The sequence below is a fragment of the Streptomyces sp. NPDC058000 genome, from assembly GCF_042886435.1.
Taxonomy (GTDB): domain Bacteria; phylum Actinomycetota; class Actinomycetes; order Streptomycetales; family Streptomycetaceae; genus Streptomyces.
The window spans coordinates 418280-437083 of record NZ_JBHVQS010000002.1 but is presented as its reverse complement, the minus strand read 5'-3'; the positions used below and the strand labels follow the sequence as shown (position 1 = coordinate 437083).

Annotated in this window: 17 protein-coding genes; 8 read left to right on the top strand and 9 right to left on the bottom strand. The window is 72.5% G+C overall.

Annotation, left to right across the window (positions count from 1 at the left end):
* Positions 1-57 precede the first annotated feature (57 nt).
* Positions 58-861, bottom strand: coding sequence for a TetR family transcriptional regulator (locus tag ACFVT2_RS04715; RefSeq protein WP_390012145.1), 804 nt, complete (start codon positions 859-861; stop codon positions 58-60).
* Positions 862-1006: 145 nt separating this feature from the next.
* Entirely contained in the window at positions 1007-2857 is a 1851-nt protein-coding gene (locus tag ACFVT2_RS04710; RefSeq protein WP_390012142.1) for a 3-hydroxyacyl-CoA dehydrogenase family protein, read from the bottom strand.
* A gap of 443 nt (positions 2858-3300) precedes the next feature.
* On the opposite strand from ACFVT2_RS04710, the gene ACFVT2_RS04705 reads away from it, so the two are divergent.
* Positions 3301-3981: a HEAT repeat domain-containing protein gene (locus ACFVT2_RS04705; protein ID WP_390012139.1), complete on the top strand. Its 681-nt coding sequence runs from the start codon at positions 3301-3303 to the stop codon at positions 3979-3981.
* 23 nt (positions 3982-4004) lie between these two features.
* On the opposite strand, the gene ACFVT2_RS04700 is transcribed toward ACFVT2_RS04705, so the two are convergent.
* Positions 4005-4568 carry a GNAT family N-acetyltransferase gene (locus ACFVT2_RS04700; protein ID WP_390012259.1) on the bottom strand — a complete coding sequence of 188 codons (564 nt, stop codon included), beginning with the start codon at positions 4566-4568 and terminating at the stop codon, positions 4005-4007.
* A gap of 224 nt (positions 4569-4792) precedes the next feature.
* Here ACFVT2_RS04700 and ACFVT2_RS04695 point away from each other — a divergent pair, with 224 nt between their 5' ends.
* Both ACFVT2_RS04695 and ACFVT2_RS04690 read left to right on the top strand, forming a co-directional pair.
* Positions 4793-5614, top strand: a complete 822-nt coding sequence (locus ACFVT2_RS04695; protein WP_390012136.1) for an SDR family NAD(P)-dependent oxidoreductase — start codon at positions 4793-4795, stop codon at positions 5612-5614.
* A gap of 84 nt (positions 5615-5698) precedes the next feature.
* Positions 5699-6067 (top strand): MerR family transcriptional regulator, encoded by a 369-nt coding sequence (locus ACFVT2_RS04690; RefSeq protein ID WP_390012134.1) that lies wholly within the window; start codon positions 5699-5701, stop codon positions 6065-6067.
* Between the two features lie 37 nt (positions 6068-6104).
* Here the strand turns inward: ACFVT2_RS04690 and ACFVT2_RS04685 are convergent, their stop codons facing one another.
* Positions 6105-7124, bottom strand: a complete 1020-nt coding sequence (locus tag ACFVT2_RS04685) for an Rv2578c family radical SAM protein (RefSeq protein ID WP_390012132.1) — start codon at positions 7122-7124, stop codon at positions 6105-6107.
* Positions 7125-7297: 173 nt separating this feature from the next.
* Between ACFVT2_RS04685 and ACFVT2_RS04680 the strand changes: the two genes are divergently transcribed.
* Together ACFVT2_RS04680 and ACFVT2_RS04675 are read left to right on the top strand one after the other, a co-directional pair.
* Positions 7298-7741 carry an SRPBCC family protein gene (locus tag ACFVT2_RS04680; RefSeq protein WP_390012129.1) on the top strand — a complete coding sequence of 148 codons (444 nt, stop codon included), beginning with the start codon at positions 7298-7300 and terminating at the stop codon, positions 7739-7741.
* 326 nt (positions 7742-8067) lie between these two features.
* On the top strand, positions 8068-8799 hold the full coding sequence (locus ACFVT2_RS04675) for a methyltransferase domain-containing protein (RefSeq protein WP_390012127.1): 732 nt from the start codon (positions 8068-8070) through the stop codon (positions 8797-8799).
* Positions 8800-8860: 61 nt separating this feature from the next.
* Here the strand turns inward: ACFVT2_RS04675 and ACFVT2_RS04670 are convergent, their stop codons facing one another.
* On the bottom strand, positions 8861-9607 hold the full coding sequence (locus ACFVT2_RS04670) for a Clp protease N-terminal domain-containing protein (protein ID WP_390012124.1): 747 nt from the start codon (positions 9605-9607) through the stop codon (positions 8861-8863).
* 204 nt (positions 9608-9811) lie between these two features.
* Between ACFVT2_RS04670 and ACFVT2_RS04665 the strand changes: the two genes are divergently transcribed.
* Positions 9812-10951, top strand: a complete 1140-nt coding sequence (locus ACFVT2_RS04665) for a bile acid:sodium symporter family protein (RefSeq protein WP_390012121.1) — start codon at positions 9812-9814, stop codon at positions 10949-10951.
* A 21-nt stretch (positions 10952-10972) separates the two neighbouring features.
* The gene (locus ACFVT2_RS04660) at positions 10973-11803 is read left to right on the top strand and encodes a hypothetical protein (protein ID WP_390012118.1); all 831 of its coding nucleotides are present in this window, start codon (positions 10973-10975) and stop codon (positions 11801-11803) included.
* Here the strand turns inward: ACFVT2_RS04660 and ACFVT2_RS04655 are convergent.
* The 4 genes from ACFVT2_RS04655 to ACFVT2_RS04640 all read right to left on the bottom strand — a co-directional run bounded on the left by ACFVT2_RS04655 (position 11784) and on the right by ACFVT2_RS04640 (position 17050).
* Positions 11784-13160 (bottom strand): ATP-binding protein, encoded by a 1377-nt coding sequence (locus ACFVT2_RS04655; RefSeq protein ID WP_390012115.1) that lies wholly within the window; start codon positions 13158-13160, stop codon positions 11784-11786. The genes ACFVT2_RS04660 and ACFVT2_RS04655 overlap by 20 nt on opposite strands.
* Positions 13161-13291: 131 nt before the next feature.
* Positions 13292-13963 carry a response regulator transcription factor gene (locus tag ACFVT2_RS04650; protein WP_390012113.1) on the bottom strand — a complete coding sequence of 224 codons (672 nt, stop codon included), beginning with the start codon at positions 13961-13963 and terminating at the stop codon, positions 13292-13294.
* A 73-nt stretch (positions 13964-14036) separates the two neighbouring features.
* The gene (locus ACFVT2_RS04645; protein ID WP_390012111.1) at positions 14037-14990 is read right to left on the bottom strand and encodes a serine hydrolase; all 954 of its coding nucleotides are present in this window, start codon (positions 14988-14990) and stop codon (positions 14037-14039) included.
* A 377-nt stretch (positions 14991-15367) separates the two neighbouring features.
* Entirely contained in the window at positions 15368-17050 is a 1683-nt protein-coding gene (locus tag ACFVT2_RS04640) for a glycoside hydrolase family 13 protein (RefSeq protein ID WP_390012109.1), read from the bottom strand.
* Between the two features lie 652 nt (positions 17051-17702).
* Here ACFVT2_RS04640 and ACFVT2_RS04635 point away from each other — a divergent pair.
* Entirely contained in the window at positions 17703-18209 is a 507-nt protein-coding gene (locus tag ACFVT2_RS04635) for a PadR family transcriptional regulator (protein WP_390012106.1), read from the top strand.
* Positions 18210-18804: the final 595 nt, after the last annotated feature.

Below are 18804 nucleotides of genomic sequence, written 5' to 3'. Positions count from 1 at the left end.
AGCGGGCCCGTCAGGCGCTCCGCGGATCTTGGCCCGGCCGGCGGCCGCGGGCCGTGGTCAGCGCGGTTCCTTGAGCGCCTTGCGGATGGTGCGCATGACCTCGTCGAGCGGGGCGTCCGTGCGGGCCACGGTGACCAGCACCTCGCCCTCCCGGGAGACCGTCGCCGGGGGCGTCTCCGTGGACGTCGTCCGGCCGGCGCCGATGCCCGCGCCGAAGGTCTCCCGGACGATCTCGAAGGCGTGGTCGAGCTGGGTCTCGACGTCGCCCTCCGCGCCGGCCCGCAGCCAGCGGCGCAGGACGTGGTTGTGCGCGGTGACCACGGCGGACGCGGCGACCTCGGCGAGCAGCGGATCGTCGTCGCCCTCGCGGTGCGCGCCCTCGTCGAAGTGGCCCAGGAGATAGCGGGTGAACAACCGCTCGTAGCGGGCCACCGAGGCGATCTCTGCCTCCCGGAGGGTGGGTACCTCGCGGGTGAGGCGGTAACGGGCCACGGACACCGCCGGGGCGGACGCGTACATCCGCATGACTTCCTTGATGCCGCGGCAGACCGTGTCGAGGGGGTTCTCGTGCGGCGGGGCGGCGTCCAGGACGGCCTCGGCGCGCACCAGAGTGTCGTCGTGGTCGGGGAAGATCGCCTCTTCCTTGGAGCGGAAGTGGCGGAAGAAGGTGCGCCGGGCGACGCCCGCGGCGGCCGCGATCTCGTCGACCGTGGTCGCCTCGTAGCCCTTCGTCGCGAACAGCTCCATGGCGGCGGCCGAGAGTTCGCGGCGCATTTTGAGACGTTGGGCGGCCGCCCGGCGGGTGCCGGGAGTGGGGGTGTCGGAGGCGTCGGACGACTGCGGGCGAGCGGGCTGGGACATGTGGGGAAGGTACTGCATATTCCTGCGGCCTGCGGCACGAGGTACCGCCCCGACCCCCGTGACCTGGGGCGGACCGCCGGACCGACCGTTCGACGGCTCCAGCAGTCCACCCCACCCGCCCCCGGCTCCGGGGCGCCGCCGCGGGTCAGCGCCGGGCGTACTCACGGAAGCCGCGGCCGGTCTTCCGACCGAGGCAGCCCGCCGCGACGAGGTGCTCCAGCAGCGGCGCCGGGGCCAGCCCCGGGTCGCGGAACGCGGCGTGCAGCACCTTCTCGATGGCGAGGGAGACGTCCAGGCCGACCACGTCCAGGAGCTCGAACGGCCCCATCGGGTACCCGCCGCCCAGCTTCATCGCGGCGTCGATGTCGTCCAGGGAGGCGTAGTGCTCCTGCACCATCTTGACCGCGTTGTTCAGGTACGGGAACAGCAGCGCGTTGACGATGAAACCGGCCCGGTCGCCGCAGTCCACCGGGTGCTTGCGGACCTTGGTGCAGACCGCGCGCACCGTGGCGTGCACCTCGTCGTCGGTGAGGACGGTGCGGACCACCTCGACCAGCTTCATGGCCGGCGCCGGGTTGAAGAAGTGCATCCCGATGACGTCCTGCGGGCGCGAGGTGGCGCGGGCGCACGCGACGACCGGAAGGGAGGAGGTGGTGGTGGCCAGCACGGCACCCGGCTTGCAGACCTTGTCCAGCGTCCGGAACAACTGCTGCTTGACGGCCAGGTCCTCGGCCACCGCCTCCACCGCCAGGTCGACGTCGGCGAACGCGTCGAGCGACCCGGCCGGGGTGATCGCCGCCAGCGCCGCATCGCGCGCCTCGGCGGTCAGCCGTCCCTTGTCCACGGAGCGGCCCAGCGACTTCGTGATCCGCGCCTTGGCCCGCTCCGCCTTCTCCAGGCTGCGGGCGGCCAGCACCACCGTGAAGCCGGCCTTGGCGAACACCTCCGCGATGCCGCTGGCCATCGTCCCGGAACCGGCCACCCCCACGCTGCGGACCGGCCGGCCGGCCGGCTGCCCGGCGTCGTCGCCGGTCGCCGGGGTCTGGCCGTCCGGCACGACGGTCGCGGAGCCGGGAGCCTCGTAGGTGTAGAAGCCGCGGCCCGCCTTGCGGCCGGTCAGCCCCGCGTCCGCGAGCTGTCCGAGGATCGGCGCGGGCGCGTGCAGCCGGTCGCGGGACTCGGCGTACATGGCCTCCAGGACCGTCCGGGCGGTGTCCACGCCGATCAGGTCGAGCAGTGCCAGCGGCCCCATCGGCAGGCCGCAACCGAGCCGCATCGCGGCGTCGATGTCCTCCCGGGTCGCGTACTTCGACTCGTACATCGCGGCGGCCTGGTTGAGGTAGCCGAAGAGCAGGCCGTCGGCGACGAATCCGGGGCGGTCGCCCACCGCGATCGGGTCCTTGCCCAACTCGTGGGCGAGGTCGGTGACGGCGGCGATCGCGGCCGGCGCGGTCAGCACCGAGGAGACCACCTCGACCAGCTTCATGGCCGGCGCCGGGTTGAAGAAGTGGACGCCGAGCACCCGCTCGGGGCGCATCGAGTCGGCCGCGAGCCGGGTCACCGACAGCGCGTTGGTGCCGGTGGCGAGGATGGTGTCCGGGCGGACGATGCCGTCCAGCGCGGTGAAGACCTCCCGCTTGAGGTCGTACTCCTCCGGCACCACCTCGATGACCAGATCGGCGTCCCGGGCGGCCTGGAGATCGTCGAACGTGCGGAACCGGGACAGTGCGTCCTGCCGCTCCTGTTCGGTGATCCGCGTGCGCTGCACGGCACGGGCGGTGGAGGCTTCGAGGGCGGAGCGGGCCCGCCGCGCCGCCGCCTCGTCGGTGTCGATGCCGATGACCTCGCGGCCGGCCAGGGTCAGCACCTCGGCGATACCGGTGCCCATGGTGCCCAGGCCGACGACGGCGATGGTGGAGAGGGCCCCGGAAACGGGTGCGGCGGCGGGTTCGGCGGAGGGGGAAGTGGAGGGATCAGGGGTGGACTGACGGCCCATCGCGAGACTCCTGAAGGTGTTCCCCTGGAGCAGGGGAGGACGTGACGACTGAGGGGTTGAGCGCACGGGCGGGGCTGCGGAAGGGCGCGGCCGACCGGCGGCAAAAGGGCCGCGGGAAGCCACGGCACTGCGAGCGGCGCCTGTGGTGGAGGAGTGCGGCGGGCCCTGTCCCGAGGCCGTACCGCTTCCCCTCTTGAGGGGCGTGCTGTGAGGGTGTGCGTGGCGCGGGGCTGCTGTGCCCGCGTACGCGTGGTGCTGTGTGGTGTGCCGAACCGACGTCACACTCCGGCGGCTGCGTCACCAGGCCGCCCGAGCAGGGGTGCTGCTCGTTCCAGCAGGTTAACCGGTGGGTAACCGCAGCGCCAGGGGTAATGCGGGTCATTAGGTTGTGGTGCCGGCCACGCCCTGCGAACCAGGGCCGCCGGCAGGGAGGGAAGCGGCAAATGGAAGACGAATTCCACGAGTTGACGGACCGGGTGCGGGCCGAACTCCGTTCCCCGCAGGATCTGGTCGCCTACGAGCGGCTGCTCGGTCTGGCCCGCAAGAACACCCCGGCGGGCCGCGAGGAACTGGCCCGGATGCTGACCGCGGTGGAGCGCCCCCTGTGGGCCCGGGAGATCGCCGCCTTCATCCTCGGCTGCGCCGGCGACAAACGCGCCTTCGAGACCCTGGTCCTGCTGCTGAACTACCGCGAACCGGTCCGCTGCGCCACGGCCGCGCACGCCCTCGGCAAGCTGGGCGACCCGCGCACCGCCCGCGCCGCGGCCGCCCTCGCCACCAACCCGCTGCGCACCGCCTACGCCCTGCACCCCGTCCGGCTGCTCGCCGAACTCCGCGCCCCGCAGTCCGTCCCCGCCCTGATCGCGACCCTGGAGCGGCTGCTGATCCCGCACAACCCCTACTGGCGGGTGGCGCTGGCCTGTGTGGAGGGCCTGGGCGCACTCGGCGACAAGCGGGCGGTGGCGGCGCTGCGGGCGGCTGCCGGCCACCCCCGGCTCGCCGCGGCCGCCGCCGCGTCGCTGGCCCGGCTCGGTGTCCACGAGGACCCGCCCGGGGTCGGCACCGGCGGTCCGTCCGCCGGCGGGGCGCAGGGGCAGGGGAACGGTGCCGGCCCGCCGGTCTGAAGTCCCGGGGCCGGCCCGCCCGCCTACGGGAGCGGCCGCCGGTAGCGCACCTCCGGGACGCGCCACCCGCCCACGTCGTACGCCTCCTGTGCCCCGTCCGGTGCGAAACCGGCCCGTTCGTAGAACCGCTGGGCGCGGGCGTTGCCGTGGACCACCCACAGGTACAGCGCGCCGTATCCGTGATCCCGCGCCCGGGCCGTGCCGGCGGTCAGCAGTGCCCGGCCGATGCCCGTGCCGAGGAGGGCGGGCGCCACATAGAGGGCCATCAGCTCGGCAGCCGGGCGCCCGCCGTCCGGCAACTCCCGTTCTTCCGCAGAGAGTTCGGTGCCCTGCGCGGGAACGGGCTCCCGTGTGAGATCGGCGTCCCGGGCGGGGCCGCCGGCCAACCAGCCGATGACCTCGCCGGCCCGCTCCGCCACCAGCTCCCACATCTCGGGCCGGCGGCGCGCGAACCACTCCCGTCGCTGCCGGGCGTCCTCCGCCACACTCATCGCGTCCAGATACGCCTGCGGCATCAGCCCCTGGTACGCCGCCTGCCAGCCGCGCACCCGCACCGCCGAGACCGCGTCGACATCGCCCTCCGTCATCTCGCGTATCCGCACCCCGCGCGGCGGCTGCTCCGCCGTCCCCTCAAAAGCCTCGTCCGCGCCCCGCACGTCGGCCCGTGTCATGTCCGCCTCCCCGGTCCGGTCCCTGCCGCAGAGCGTCGGATCCGCAGTGGACACCGGTCAATCGGATTTCGGGCCGGACGGCCGTCCCCCGGATACCGCGTTTGACCTTGCCCCTGGGGACAGGGTCCGAGACTCCCGACATGGCACACACAACCCTTGAGAACACCCCGGCACCGCACGCCCCACACACCACGGCGGAACTACCCGGCACCCCGCACCGGGTCGTCGTCATCACCGGGGCCGGCACCGGTATCGGCCGGGCCGCGGCCCGCGCGTTCGCGGCGGAAGGGGCGCACGTGGTGGCCGTGGGGCGCCGCCCCGGACCACTGGCCGAGACCGCGGCCCTGGCCGCCGGCACCGACGGCACGATCACCCCGTACCCCGCCGACATCACCGCGGACGGCACGCCCGAGGCCGTCGTCCGGCACGCCGTCGAGACCTACGGCCGGCTGGACGTCCTGGTCAACAACGCCGCGGTGGTCGGCAGCGGCGCGCTCGGCACCCACACCAAGGAGTCCATGGCACCCCAACTGGCCACCAACCTGGCCGCGCCGGTCCTGCTCACCCAGGAAGCGGTGCCCCAACTGGAGCGCACCGGCGGGGTGGTGGTGAACATCAGCACCTCGGTCGGCCAACGGGGCTGGCCGGGCAACTCCGTCTACGCCGCCACCAAGACCGGCCTGGAACTCCTCACCCGCAGTTGGGCGGTGGAGCTGGCGCCGCGCGGCGTCCGGGTGGTGGGCGTGGCGCCCGGCGCGATCGACACCCCGATCGCGGACCACCAGGGCTGGTCCCCGGAACACCGGGCGGCCCTGCGCGCCTGGCAGATCGAGCACACCCCGATGGGCCGCATCGGCCGCCCGGAGGAGGTCGCCTGGGCCATCACCCGGCTCGCCGCCCCGGCCGCGGCCTTCGTCACCGGGGTGATCCTGCCGGTGGACGGGGGTGCGGTGGTCGGCTGACCGGGGGTCGGTAGCGTACGTGCGGGCCGGGGCGCACGGCCGCACCGCGCTGCCGGACCGGCCCCTACGAGGGGAGGCGATCCGGTGCGGATCGGGGAACTGGCGGACCTCACCGGGGTGTCGCCGCGGGCGCTGCGCAAGTACGAGAGCGAGGGCCTGATCGGCTCGGAGCGCGCGGCCAACGGCTACCGGGTCTACGGCGACCGCGCCGTCGTCCGGATCCGCAACATCCGGTACCTCCTGGACGCCGGCCTCACCCTCGCCGACGTCGCCTGCTTCCGGGCCTGCCTGGACGGCGACCTGACCACCGCGCCGCCCTCACCGGAGGGCCTGCGGATCGCCCGCGACCGGCTCGCCGTCATCGACGGGCGAATCGCCGCCCAGGTGGCCGCCCGCGACCGCCTGGCGCGTGCCCTGGACGCCGTCCCGCCCGCGGCCGCCGCCCGGTCCTGAGGTCGCGGACGGGCCCGTTCGGCACACCGCCGCGCCCTCAGAGCAGCGTCAACTGCGTGGCCTCCGGGTCTGGTTCGGGAGCCGCGGCGGGTTTCGGCGGGATCCGGCGGGCCTGGCCCGGCCGGAACGGCCCGAGGCCGTACTCGGCCGCCAGCTCGTGCACCTGCCGGGTGATCCGGCGCTGGTACCACGTGGGCGCGTACGAGCCGCCGCCGTACAGCGTCTCGTAGCGGCGCACCAGGTGCGGGTGGTGGCGGCCCAGCCAGGTCAGGAACCACTCGCGGGCGCCGGGCCGCAGATGGAGCACCAGCGGCGTGACCGAGCCGGCGCCGGCCTCGGCGACGGCCCGGACCGTGGCCCGCAGCTGGTCCGGCGAGTCGGACAGGAACGGGACCACCGGGGCCATCAGCACCCCGCAGGTGAGGCCGTGGGCGGTGAGGGTCCGCACGACGTCGAGCCGCCGCCCGGGAGCGGGCGTGCCGGGTTCGAGGGTCCGCCACAGCGCGTCGTCCAGAAACCCGACCGAGACCGAGACGCCGACGTCGGTGACCTCGGCGGCCTGCCGCAGCAGCTCCAGGTCGCGCAGGATCAGGGTGCCCTTGGTGAGGATCGAGAACGGGTTGGCGTGGTCCCGCAGGGCCGCGAGGATCCCGGGCATCAACGCGTACCTCCCCTCGGCCCGCTGGTAGCAGTCGACGTTGGTGCCCATCGCGATGTGGTCGCCGCGCCAGCGGGGCGCGGCGAGCTCCCGGCGCACCAGCTCCGGGGCGTTGACCTTGACCACGATCTGGGAGTCGAAGCCGAGGCCGGTGTCCAGGTCGAGATAGCCGTGGGTCTTGCGGGCGAAGCAGTAGACGCAGGCGTGGCTGCACCCGCGGTACGGGTTCACGGTCCATTCGAACGGCATCCGGGAGGCGCCCGGCACGCGGTTGACGATCGAGCGGGCACGCACCTCGTGGAAGGTGATGCCGCGGAATTCGGGGGTGTCCACCGTTCGGGTGACGACGTCCGTGCCGAACAGCGCGGACGGGCTTTCTCCCAGATTGTCCCAGCGCATCGGGCCTCCTGTTGTGATCCTGCCGAGCCCCCACCTCGACAATAGAACATCTGTTCGGCCCGTGGCTGTCAACCCGGATTTGGGTGCGCTGCCCAGTGGTGGTTGGCTTGGCCGCGCACCGCAGGTTGGCGGCGCACTCAGGTCCGGCAGCCGACTACTGGAGGAAGACACACATGGGGCAGGTAGAGGCCACCACGCAGCGCGAGATCGCGGCGGACCCGGAGGACGTGTTCGACGCGCTCGCCGACTACAGCGGCACGCGCCGGCAGCTGCTGCCCGAGCACTTCAGTGAGTACGAGGTCCGCGAGGGCGGCGACGGCAAGGGCACCCTCGTCCACTGGAAGCTCCAGGCCACCAGCAAGCGGGTGCGCGACTGTCTGCTGGAGGTCGACGAGCCGACCGACGGCCAGTTGGTGGAGAAGGACCGCAACTCCTCGATGGTGACCACCTGGGTCGTGACCCCGGCCGGGGAGAACCGCGCCAGGGTCGTCGTCACCACCACCTGGCAGGGCGCCGGCGGCATCGGCGGCTTCTTCGAGCGGACCTTCGCCCCCAAGGGGCTTGGCCGTATCTACGACGCGATCCTCGACAACCTCGCGGCCCATATGGAGAAGTGAGGGAGCGTCGTCCCGTAACCCGTTCGGGGCGTCGGCAGGCTCACCGGTTCGGGTGGTTTCCCCCGCGCGGCGCTGTACCGGCCTCCCGGGCGGCCCGCCGGGGAAACCCCTGATCGGAGCCCAAGAGGCGCCCCGGAAGCGGTACTTGACGTCCGGACCACGACCGGGAAGACGGTCTGGTGCGAACAGTCGCTGCCCCGCGTGCGCCACGGGCCGCGCCGAGCGGAACGGCGCGGCCGGTCAGCGGTCCGGCCCCCGACACCCCGTCGGATGAAGGGGGCGTCGCCCCTCTTGCCGGTGATCGCCGGCAGGCGTAGCAAGGGGCCATGAGCGCTACGAACCGCAATCTCCAGGCATGGGAAAGCTTCTGGCGCGATGCGCCGGCCGGCGCGGGCCAGGTCATCTGGGATGCCGACCCGTCGGAGACCGCCGGGCTCCACCTCCCGCTGCTCGCCGGGCATGCCGACGCCGCCCTGCCGCTGGTCGATCTGGGCTGCGGCAACGGCACCCAGACCCGTTACCTGGCAGGCCACTTCGGGCGCGCCGTCGGCATCGACTCCTCCGCCGCGGCCATTTCGCGGGCCCGGGCCGAGGACGCCGACGGGGTGGCGGAATTCCGTCAGATGAACGCCGTCGACGGGGCGGCCGTCGGGGCGCTCCACGCCGAACTGGGCGACAGCAACGTCTACGTGCGCGGCGTACTGCACCAGTGCGCCGCCGACGAACGGGCCCGGATCGTGGCGAACGTCGTCCGACTGCTGGGCGCCCGCGGCCGGCTCTTCGTCGTCGAACCGGCCGCGTCCGCCAAGGAGCTCCTGCGGGCTCTGGCGCAGGGCCCGGCCGGACCGCCCGCCAAGCTGCTCGCCGTCTTCTCCCATGGACTCACCCCCGGGGAGATGCCCGACGTCGAGGTGCCCGGACTGCTGCGCAGCCACGGGCTGCGGATCGCCGCCTCCGGTCAACTTCCGCTGACGACAACGGAATACGGGCCGGACGGGTCGCGCATCGAACTGCCCTCGCACTGGGTGGTGGCGGGCCCGGACGCGGAGGTCGGCTGAGGGGCGGGGCCGGTCGGGGGCCGGGCGCAGCGGCCCCGGCCCCGCCCGTAGGGCCGTCCTGCTACTGCTGTTCCTCCTGCCGGGCGGCGAGGATCGCGGCCACCGCCTCGCCGATGAACGCCTCGGCGGCCGCCTTCTCGATGCCGAGGTCGGTGAGCGGACCGGAACCGTTCTCCTGCTCCAACAGGGCCAGCAGGAGGTGTTCGGTGCCGATGTAGTTGTGGCCCAGCCGCAGGGCCTCGCGGTAGGTGAGTTCCAGCGCCTTGCGGGACTGGGCGTCGAACGGGGTGAGGGCGGGCAGCGTATCGGCCGCGGGCGGCAGCGCCGCGGTCAGGGCCGCGCGGAGGGCCTCCGGTGTCACGCCCTGGGCGGTGAGGGCCCGGACGGCGAGCGCCTCCGGTTCGCGCAGCAGGCCGAGGGCGAGGTGCTCGGGGCGGATCTCGTCGTTCCGGGCCGCGTGGGCCTCGTTCTGCGCCCCTACCACCACGTTCCGGGCCCGTTCGGTGAAGCGGCTGAAGCCCTGGGTGGGGTTGAGGTCCGAGCCCGCGCCCGGGGCCTTGGGCACGAAGCGCTTCTGCGCGGCCTGCTTGGTGACCCCCATGCTCTTGCCGATGTCGGTCCAGGACGCGCCGGAGCGCCGGGCCTGGTCCACGAAGTGCCCGATGAGGTGGTCGGCCACCTCGCCGAGGTGGTCCGCGGCGATCACGGCGTCGGAGAGCTGCTCCAGCACGTCCGAGCGGTTGTTCTTGATGGCCTCGATCAGATCGTCGAGGCGGACGGGATGCGTCATGCGGACGGAATCTGTCATGCGTCAACCATAGGTTGACGATCTTCCGATCGTCAACCCTCAGTTGACGGTGAGAATTCGCCCCTTTCTCGTACGGCGGTGAGATGTCACCCCTTCTCGTACAGGTGCGGCGCAACTGCCGCCAGGAGCACCGGCGTCTAAGGTGACATAGACCGTCTACAAGGCTGTAGACGGTCGCTGTCGCGAACGGAGGACGACGCCCCGGTGACGACCGCAGCACCACACCCCCACAGGGGACGACACCTGCTCGCCCACGCCCAACGCCACCTCACCTGGGCCATGCCGCTCGCCTACGTCGCCGCGGCGGTGCTGCCCGGCGCCGGCCAGTGGGCCCGCAACCTCCCCTGCGGCACCCTGCCGCTGCCGGGCGGCCAGACGACCCTGACACCACAGACCCTGCTGCTGGGCTACGTGCTCTTCACCGCGGCCCTCCAAGTGCACGTACGGGAACTGACGGTCCTGCTGCGCCGCCCCGGCCTGTTGGCCGCCGGAACCGCCGCCAACACCGCCCTTCCGCTACTCGTCCTGATCCTGCTCGCCGGGACCTTCCTGCTCCTCCCCGACGCCGACGGCGGCAGCGGCCTGCTCACCGGGCTCGCACTGATCGCCGCGATGCCGGTCGCCGGCGGCGCCACCGTCTGGGGAACCCGGGCCGGCGGCAACCACACCCTGGTCGTCGGGCTGGTGATGTCCTCCACGCTGCTCAGCCCGCTCACCATCCCGCTCACCCTGGCCGGCGCCTCCGCCGTGACCAGCGGCAACTACTCCGCGGCGCTCGCCAGGATGGCCCAGGTGTCGGGCGGCATGCTGGCCGCCACCGCGGTGGTGGCGCCCTGCCTCGCCGGGCTGGCCGTCCGCGCCGCACTGCCCGAGCGCTGGGCCGCCGCGGCCATGCCCTGGCTGAAACTGTTCGCCCTGGCCGCGGCTCTCACGCTCACCTACCTCAACGCCTGCGGTGCCTTCGCCGACCTCATCGCCCGCCCCCGGCCCGCGCTGCTCACCCTCGCCACGCTCGCCGCGGCGGTCATGTGCGCGGCGTCCTTCCTCCTCGGCTGGTGCCTGGCGCGCGCCCTGAAAGCCGCTCATGCCGACACCGTCGCCCTGACGTTCACCTCTGGCATGAACAACAGCAGCGCCGGCGCGGTCCTGGCCACCACCCGCTTCCCCGACCACCCGCACGTCCTGCTGCCGATCCTGGCGTACAGCCTGCTGCAGAAGGTGCTCGCCGGCTGCGCGGACTCCACCCTGGCCCGGCGCGGGCGGCGCACCGACCCGCCGGCACCTCCGACCGACCCGAAAGCCGCGGCTCCGTGCCCCGCAACCGGTCAGGAAGCGTTCAGGTGACCCCTGGCAGCGTGCCCGACCGTGACCACCGAAGCGCGCACGCCCCTGACCGGGCCACCCACGCGGAGCCCACGCCACCTGCTGAACAAAGTCCCCCAGATCACCGTCCACTTCTGGGTGATCAAGGTCCTGTGCACCACCGTGGGCGAGACCGCGGCCGACCTGCTCAACGGCAACCTCGGCATGGGCCTGACCCGCACCTCCTACGTGATGACCGCGCTGCTGATCGCCGCCTTGGCCCTCCAGTTCCGGGCCCGCTCCTACAGCCCGGCCCGGTACTGGCTCGCCGTCGTCCTGATCAGCGTCGTCGGCACGCTGATCAGCGACAACCTCACCGACAACCTGGGCGTCCCGCTGGAGGTCAGCACCGCGGTCTTCGCCGTGGCACTGGCACTGACCTTCGGCGCCTGGTACCTGAGCGAACGCACCCTGTCGATCCACTCCATCCGCACCACGCGCCGGGAAGCCTTCTACTGGCTGGCGATCCTGTTCACCTTCGCGCTGGGCACCTCGGCCGGCGACCTGACCGCCGAGCGGCTGAGCCTGGGCTACTGGTTCTCCGCGGTCGTCTTCGCCGTCCTCATCGGCACGGTGGCACTGGCCCGCTTCGCCCTGGACCTCAACGCCGTCTGGGCGTTCTGGATCGCCTACGTCCTGACCCGCCCGCTCGGCGCCTCGCTCGGCGACTACCTCTCCCAGCCGTCCGGCGACGGCGGACTGGGCCTGGGCACCGTCGGCACCAGCGCCCTCTTCCTGGCCGTCATCCTCGCCCTGGTGGTGTACCTGACCCGGTCGAAGCGGGACGCCCTGCCGACCGACCCGGAAGCCGAGGTCAGCCCGCCGGCAGCGTGACCGCGAACCGCGCCCCCGGGCCGGTGCCGTCCAGCACGATGTCGCCGCCGGCCGCGCGGGCCAACCGCCGGGCGAGCGCCAGCCCCAAGCCCGCGCCGTCGTGCCCGTCCTCCGGACAGGCCCGCCGCCCGGGCTCGAAGAGCGCACCGGCGAACTCCGGCGGCACCCCCGGCCCGTCGTCGGTGACGTGGAGGATGACCACACCGGGCCGCACGGTGCACGTGAGGCCGATGGTGCTCCCCGCGTACCGGCGGGCGTTGTCCAGCAGCGGCATCAGGATCCGCTCCACGACCGCCGCCGGCACTCCCACGGCCGCCGCGTCGCCCGCCACCGTCACCGCGGGCGCATCGGGGTGGTCCGCCGCGATCCGCCCCGCCAACTGGTGCGCGAGATCCGGGAAGCGGCACCTGCCCGGCACCGCCGCACCACGGGTCCGGGCTTCGGACAGCAGCGACGCACAGATCTGCTGCATGGTCGCCGCGGCACTCGCGATCGCCTCGTGCGAGGTGGCCCGTTCCGCGGCGCTGCGCGGCCGGCTGGTCAGCCATTCGGTCTCCGCGGTGATCCGCGCCAGGGGGGTGCGCAGCTCGTGGGAGAGCTCGGCGGCCTGCTGCTGCTCGTGGCGCAGTACCGCGGCGAGCCGGTCCAACAGACCGTCGAGGCTGGCGGCGAACGCGGCGAGCTCGGCGGGCCGCCCGGCCGCCCCGAACCGCTCCGCCGCCCCGACCTCGCTCCACCGGGTGGCCTGGGCGCTCATCGAGGCCACCGGCCGCAGCGCCCGGCGCACCACCAGGTGGGTCACCAGATAGATGGTCCCCAGGAGCAGCACGGACAGCGTGACCGAACCGACGAGCGCGATGTCCGCGGTACTGCGGTACGGGTCGAGACCGACCGAGGTGACGACCGTCCCGGCCTGACCGCGCCCGGCAGTCGCGGCGACGGGGTACGCGTAGAGCCGCACCGCGCCCGCACCGGGCCCCTCCACTTCAACGTCCTGGAATACCTCGCCCCGGCCGACCAGTTGGGCCGCGTGCTCCCCCAGGGCGGTGGGTGCGCCGGCCGGCCGCTCCCGCACGCGGCCCCCCTCGAAGATCCACACACCGCTGTCCAGCGCCGCGTCCCGGACCGGCTCGTGGACCGCCAGCCGCCCGTCCGGCCGGGCGTCCACGGTGGCGGCCACCGCCTCCGCCCGGGTCCGCAGGGTGCCGTCGGTCTCCTCGTGCAGCCGCTTCTCCAGGGCCAGATTGAAGGCCACCGTCAGCACCGCGACCCACAGCGCACTGGTGACGAGCGCCAGGAAGGCGAGCCGCCCCCGGAGCGTCCGCACCGCGAACGGACGGACCGCGAACCGACGCACTGTGAAGGGACGGATCGCGAAGGGACGGACCGCGAAGGGACGGACTGAGAAGCGAGGGACCGTGAACGGACGAAACGCGTCCCGCAACCACCGCACCACCCGCGTCCGCAGCCCCGGGCGCCCCAGCCACCTCATGCGAAGCGGTACCCGACGCCGCGGACCGTGCCGATCCGGTGCGGGGTGCCGGCCTCGCGCAGCTTGCGCCGGAGCCGGGCCAGGTATTGGTCCAGGGTGTTGTCGCTGACCTGCGCGCCCTCCGGCCAACCGGCCCGCAGCAGCGCCCGCCGGCGGACCACCGCCCCCGGCTCCGCCATCAGGCACGCCAGCAGCCGGAACTCGGTCGGCGTCAACGGCACCGTCCGGCCGGGTGCGGTCAGCGAGTGCCGTACCGGGTCCAGCCGCAGCCCATCGGCACGGTCGACGAGCGCGGCGGTCTCGCCCCGGCGGCGCAGCACCGCCCGGATCCGGGCCGCCAGCTCGCTCAGGTGGAACGGCTTGGCCAGGTAGTCGTCACCTCCGGAGGCGAAGCCGGACAGCCGGTCGGTGAGGTTGCCGCGGGCGGTCAGGAAGATCACCGGGGCGGTGATCCCCGCGCCGCGCATGGCCTGGCACACGTCCCGGCCGTCCGCGTCGGGCAGCCCGATGTCCAGCACCACCGCGTCCACCGCCGCATCGGCGGTGCGCAGCGCCGTGGCGCCGTCGGCGGCGGTGATGACGTCGAACTCTTCGTCGCGCAGTCCGCGGACGAGCACATCGCGCAGGCCGTGATCGTCCTCGACGACCAGAATGCGGGCAGTGGTCACCCGGCCAGTATTACCGGCGCCCCCCGGTATCCGAGGCGGAGCCGGGAGGCCGGCCGGAACGTACAGGTTCCGTTCAGGTTCCGGACGCCGCCGCGGACGCCGGGCCGGGGACCTGCCCGGTGTCCTGGCCACCGGCCGCACCCGCCAGGTCCCGGTGGATGACCTTGGCGGCCGCCTCCACGGTGGCCACCCCGTAGCCCATGGTGTCGCTCCCGGTGGAGAGGAGCGCCATCGCATAGTCGTTGCCGCTGCCGCTGAACGAACCGACGCTGTGCACCCGCCAGCCCTGGTGGGCGCGCGGCAGCCAGCCGTTCTTGAGGTGGGCGGTCGCCGAGGACGGCGCCCCCGCCGGCACGCCCCACCGCTGTTCGGGGACGACCTTCTGCATCAGGTCGAGGGCGTAGTCCCGGGACGCCGCGTCGAGCACCGCGTTGTCCGTCGTCAGCAGCCGCATCAGGGTGAGCTGGTCGGCGGCGGTGATCTGCGTGAGGCCCCAGGAGCCGCCGGGGCCGGGCACGGTGTGCCGCATACCGGCCAGGTCCAGGAAGTGCTGGATCCCGGCCCGGCCGACCTGGTGCCACAGGGCATCGGTCGAGGCGTTGTCCGACTTGGTGATCATGGCGGTGGTCAGCGTGACCTCGTGCGGCGTCAGCACCCGGTGCGCCTCCTCCGCCTGCCGCAGCAGCGCCCCCAGGACCGTGACCTTGACGACACTCGCGGAGTCGAAAGACGTGCCCGCCTGGAACGCGCAGCTGGTCCCGGAGGGGCGGTCGTAGAGGGCGACCGCCGAGGTGCCCTGGCGTCCCTGGAGGGCGCCGGCGATGTCGTGGGACAGGGCGGGGGCCAGTCCCGGCCGGTCGGAGGTGCAGACGACCTGGGCGTCGTCCACGGTGTCGCTGCCGGAGCTCGCCGAGGCGGGCGCCGCCGCGCTCCATACCGTGAGCGCCGCTCCGGTGGCCACCAGGGCGGCCAGTCCGCGACGTGTGCAGCGTGCGGTGCTCCGACGTGCCGTGCGTGATCCGTGCATGAGGTGGTGTGTCCTGTCCCACTGTGTGCGTCGCCCGCCTGGCATCCCCTGGGGAGCCCACCCGGTATCCCACCGGCTACGGCAATCAAGCGACGCCCCGTGCCCTGATAGCGGGCACCCCGTAAGGATGCGGGCCGATCGACCGATGGGAAAAGAGCGAACGGGTGTGATATGCGCCAAAGGTCTATTAGGGCTATTAGGCCCATCAAGGGCATCAGGGGCATCGTGTGCGGTGCCCCGCGCGGTGCCCGTCCCCACCCGTCCCTACCCCCGTCCTCGCCCTTCCCCAGTACCCCGCACTGACCGCCATCGGGGCGCCGACCGACGCCACCGCCCCGACGTCCGACGCCCCGGTACCGCGCCGAACTGCCGCCCGCCTACGGCAGCAACGGCTGGGCCGGGTCCATCCACCATGCGGCGGTGGCCCCCGGAAGCGTCCCGGCCGGACAGGCGCCGCTGGCCAGCAGCGGCACACCGGCCACCGGCGCCGGCACCGACCCGGTGCCGAAGTTCACCGCACAGACCAGCCCGTCGCCGCGGACGAACGCCAGCACCTGCGGCGGCGACTCCAGCCAGCGCAGCGGCCCGTCGCCGAGCTGCGGAAGGCCCCGGCGCAACTGGAGCGCCTCGCGGTAGAGGTGCCAGAAGGACCCGGTGTCGGCCATCGCCCGCTCCGCGGTGTGCCCCGCGAACGACGCGGGCTGCGGAAGCCAGGTCCGCGTCGCCCCGGCCGCACTGAAGCCGTACGGGGCGGCCTCCCCCGACCAGGGCAGCGGCACCCGGCAGCCGTCCCGGATGTGCTGCCGGCTGCCCGTGCGGTGGAAGATCGGGTCGGTGAGGACCTCGTCCGGCAGGTCGTCGACCTCCGGCAGGCCCAACTCCTCACCCTGGTAGACGTACGCGGCACCGGGCAGAGCCAGCATCAGCAGTGCCGCGGCGCGCGCCCGGGCCGGTCCCAACGCGCCCGCCGGGGTGCCCGGTTCACCCGCGTAACGGGTCACGGTCCGGACCTGATCGTGGTTGTTGAGCACCCAGGTGACGGTGGACCCGGTGTCCGCGATGTCGGTCAGCGCCTCGGAGATCACCTTGCGGAAGAGGTCGACGTCCCAGCGTGCGGTCAACAGGTGGAAGAAGAACGCCTGGTGCAGCTCGTCGGGGCGCACGTACGCGGCCTGCTCGCCCGGGGTACGCACCGAGACCTCGCCCACCAACAGGCGGTCGTGACCGTCCCGGGCGGTGTACTCCTCGCACAGCGCCCGCCAGTCGCGCCACACCTGGTGCACCTCGGGCTGGTTCCAGGCCAGTGGGTTGACCGAGTCACGGGTGCGCTCGTCGGCCGCCGGGTCGGGGGAGTCGGGGAGCTCGGGGTGCTTGAAGAGCCCGGCGGCCACATCGATGCGGAAGCCGTCCACCCCACGGTCCAGCCAGAAGCGCAGCACCTTGTCGAAGTCGGCCGCCACATCCGGGTTGCGCCAGTTCAGGTCGGGCTGTTCGGGCGTGAACATGTGGAGGTACCACTGCCCGGGAGATCCGTCCTCTTCGGCGATGCGGGACCAGGCGGGCCCCCCGAACATCGCCCGCCAGTTGTTGGGCGGCAGCTCACCGTGCTCCCCGCGCCCCTCCGCGAAGTGGAAGAGCCCCCGCGACGGGCCGCCCGGACCCTCCTCCAACGCCGCCTGGAACCACGGGTGTTCGCTGGAGCAGTGATTGGGAACGATGTCCAACAACACCTTCAGGCCGAGCCGGTGGGCATCGGCCACCAGCCGGTCGAACTCGTTGAGATCGCCGTAGGCGGGGTCCACGTCGCGGTAGTCCGCCACGTCGTAACCGTGGTCGTGCTGCGGGGACGGGAAGAACGGGCTGAGCCAAATCCCGTCCACACCAAGCCTCTTGAGGTACGGAAGACCGCCGCGGACCCCGGCCAGGTCTCCGGTACCGTCTCCGGTGGAGTCGCGGAAGCTACGGACGTAGACCTGGTAGATGACCGCGTCGCGCCACCAGCGCTGGGCCGTGTCCTGGGCGGGGGTCGGGTGGCCGCGATCTGCGGTGGCTGTGAACATCTACCGGGATCCACTTCTTACGGTGCAAGTCGGCGTGGCGGCTTGCGAGTTGCTGTTATGCATGCATGTTAGGTAGCCGCATCTTTTCGGTGTCAACTGAATGACGAAAGTCGAACGGTACGTGCCCGGATTTGTAGGGTATGGCGTCTGGATCCTGTGCGGAATGTCATCGGGGGGTGTCCGACTGTCACCCAACTCCCGTATGAGGTAAGGGAGTAGGGCGACAGGTGGGTGAATGGGCGGCCGGGCTGCCGGTTGGCCGGTTGGTCGGGCTGGCAGTCGGGGCGCGGGTGAGGAAGTGCCCCTCCTGCGGAACGCGATCCGGTCGCGCCCCGGCATCCGCCCCGCTGCCGCGCTCCTGTATACCTGTTAGCCATTCCGGAGAGGGCTAGTTGGCAAAGCCGTAGGAAGAGCTTCCGGACGAGGTCTTGAAGACAAGGCTTCCCGGGGAAAACCTCCAAGACGGGACAGCAACCGGCCGAACCCGCTCCGGACCGGACGGCCACCGCGGTGACCGCCACTACAGGAACCAGACATCGAGCAACAGACAACGAGCAACAGGCAACAGACGCCAAGCAACGGACAATGGACAACGGGCATTGAGCAAGGGGCGTCGCATCATGGGCGTCGAGGGCTCACGGAGAGGGAGAGCGTGCGGCTGCCACTCCTGGCGCTGCTGGTCAGCGGACCCGCGCACGGCTATGAACTCAAACAGGCCCTGGAGACACTCCTGGGCGCCGCCTACCCCCGACCGAACGTCGGTCAGATTTACGTGACCCTCGGTCGGCTGGAGAAGGCGGGCCTCATCGAGGGAGAGGAGGTCCAGCAGCCGGACCGCCCGAACAAGCGGATCTACCGGATCACTGCGGCCGGCCGTGAGGCGGTGGGCGCATGGTTCGAGGACGCCACCGTCGAGCCGCGGGCCCGCGACGAGTTCTTCATGAAACTGGCGCTCGCCTCCCGCGCCGGGACCACCAACCAGGTCGCCTTGATCAACAAGCAACGCCGGCACTACCTCAAGCGCATGCGGGAACTATCCCGTCTGGCCGCCTCCGAAGACCGCGACAACCGGGTCGCGCACCTGCTGATAGAGGGCGCGATGCTGCACATCCAGGCGGACCTGGAGTGGCTGGAGCGCTGCCAGGAGGAACTCGAATGAGGAATCGGGTACGTGTGATGGCGTGCGGTCCCGTGTTGTTGATGGGGCGCGGCTGGCATCCGTGACGCTGCCTGCTGCCTGGCCCGCTGGTCCGCTGCTGTGTGTGCTGTGCGCGTAGTGGGGTGGTTTGTGATCGTGATGGTGATGGTCTGTGGTGGTCGTGCGGAGTGGCAGGCGTCTATAGGCCGGTAGGTCAGTAGGGCGCTGGTCCTGAAGTCCGGTGTGGCATGTGGCTGTAGTCCTCGTGCCCTGCGCGCGTTGCGCTGTGGGCCGTGTACTTGCGGTATTCCCGGGGTGGGGGAGGGGGGCGATTCGCCGCCTGCGTTCCTGGAGGTGTTGCCTCCGGGCCTCGCCCCTCTCACGGTCACCTCTCTTGCCCTCGTTCCTCTCGTCGGCACCCCTCTTGCCGCCGCCTCCAGTGCTGCCCCGCTTCTTACCGGCCCGCCTCCTACCGTCCTGTCTCCTACCATCCCGCCTCTTACCGGCACGTCTTTCGCCGGCACGCCTCTCGCCGCAGTCCCCCGCCCTCGCCCCTTCTAGCTTCCCCCTCGCCCTCAGCCCTTCTAGTTCCCCCCTGCCCTGACCCCTTCTAGTT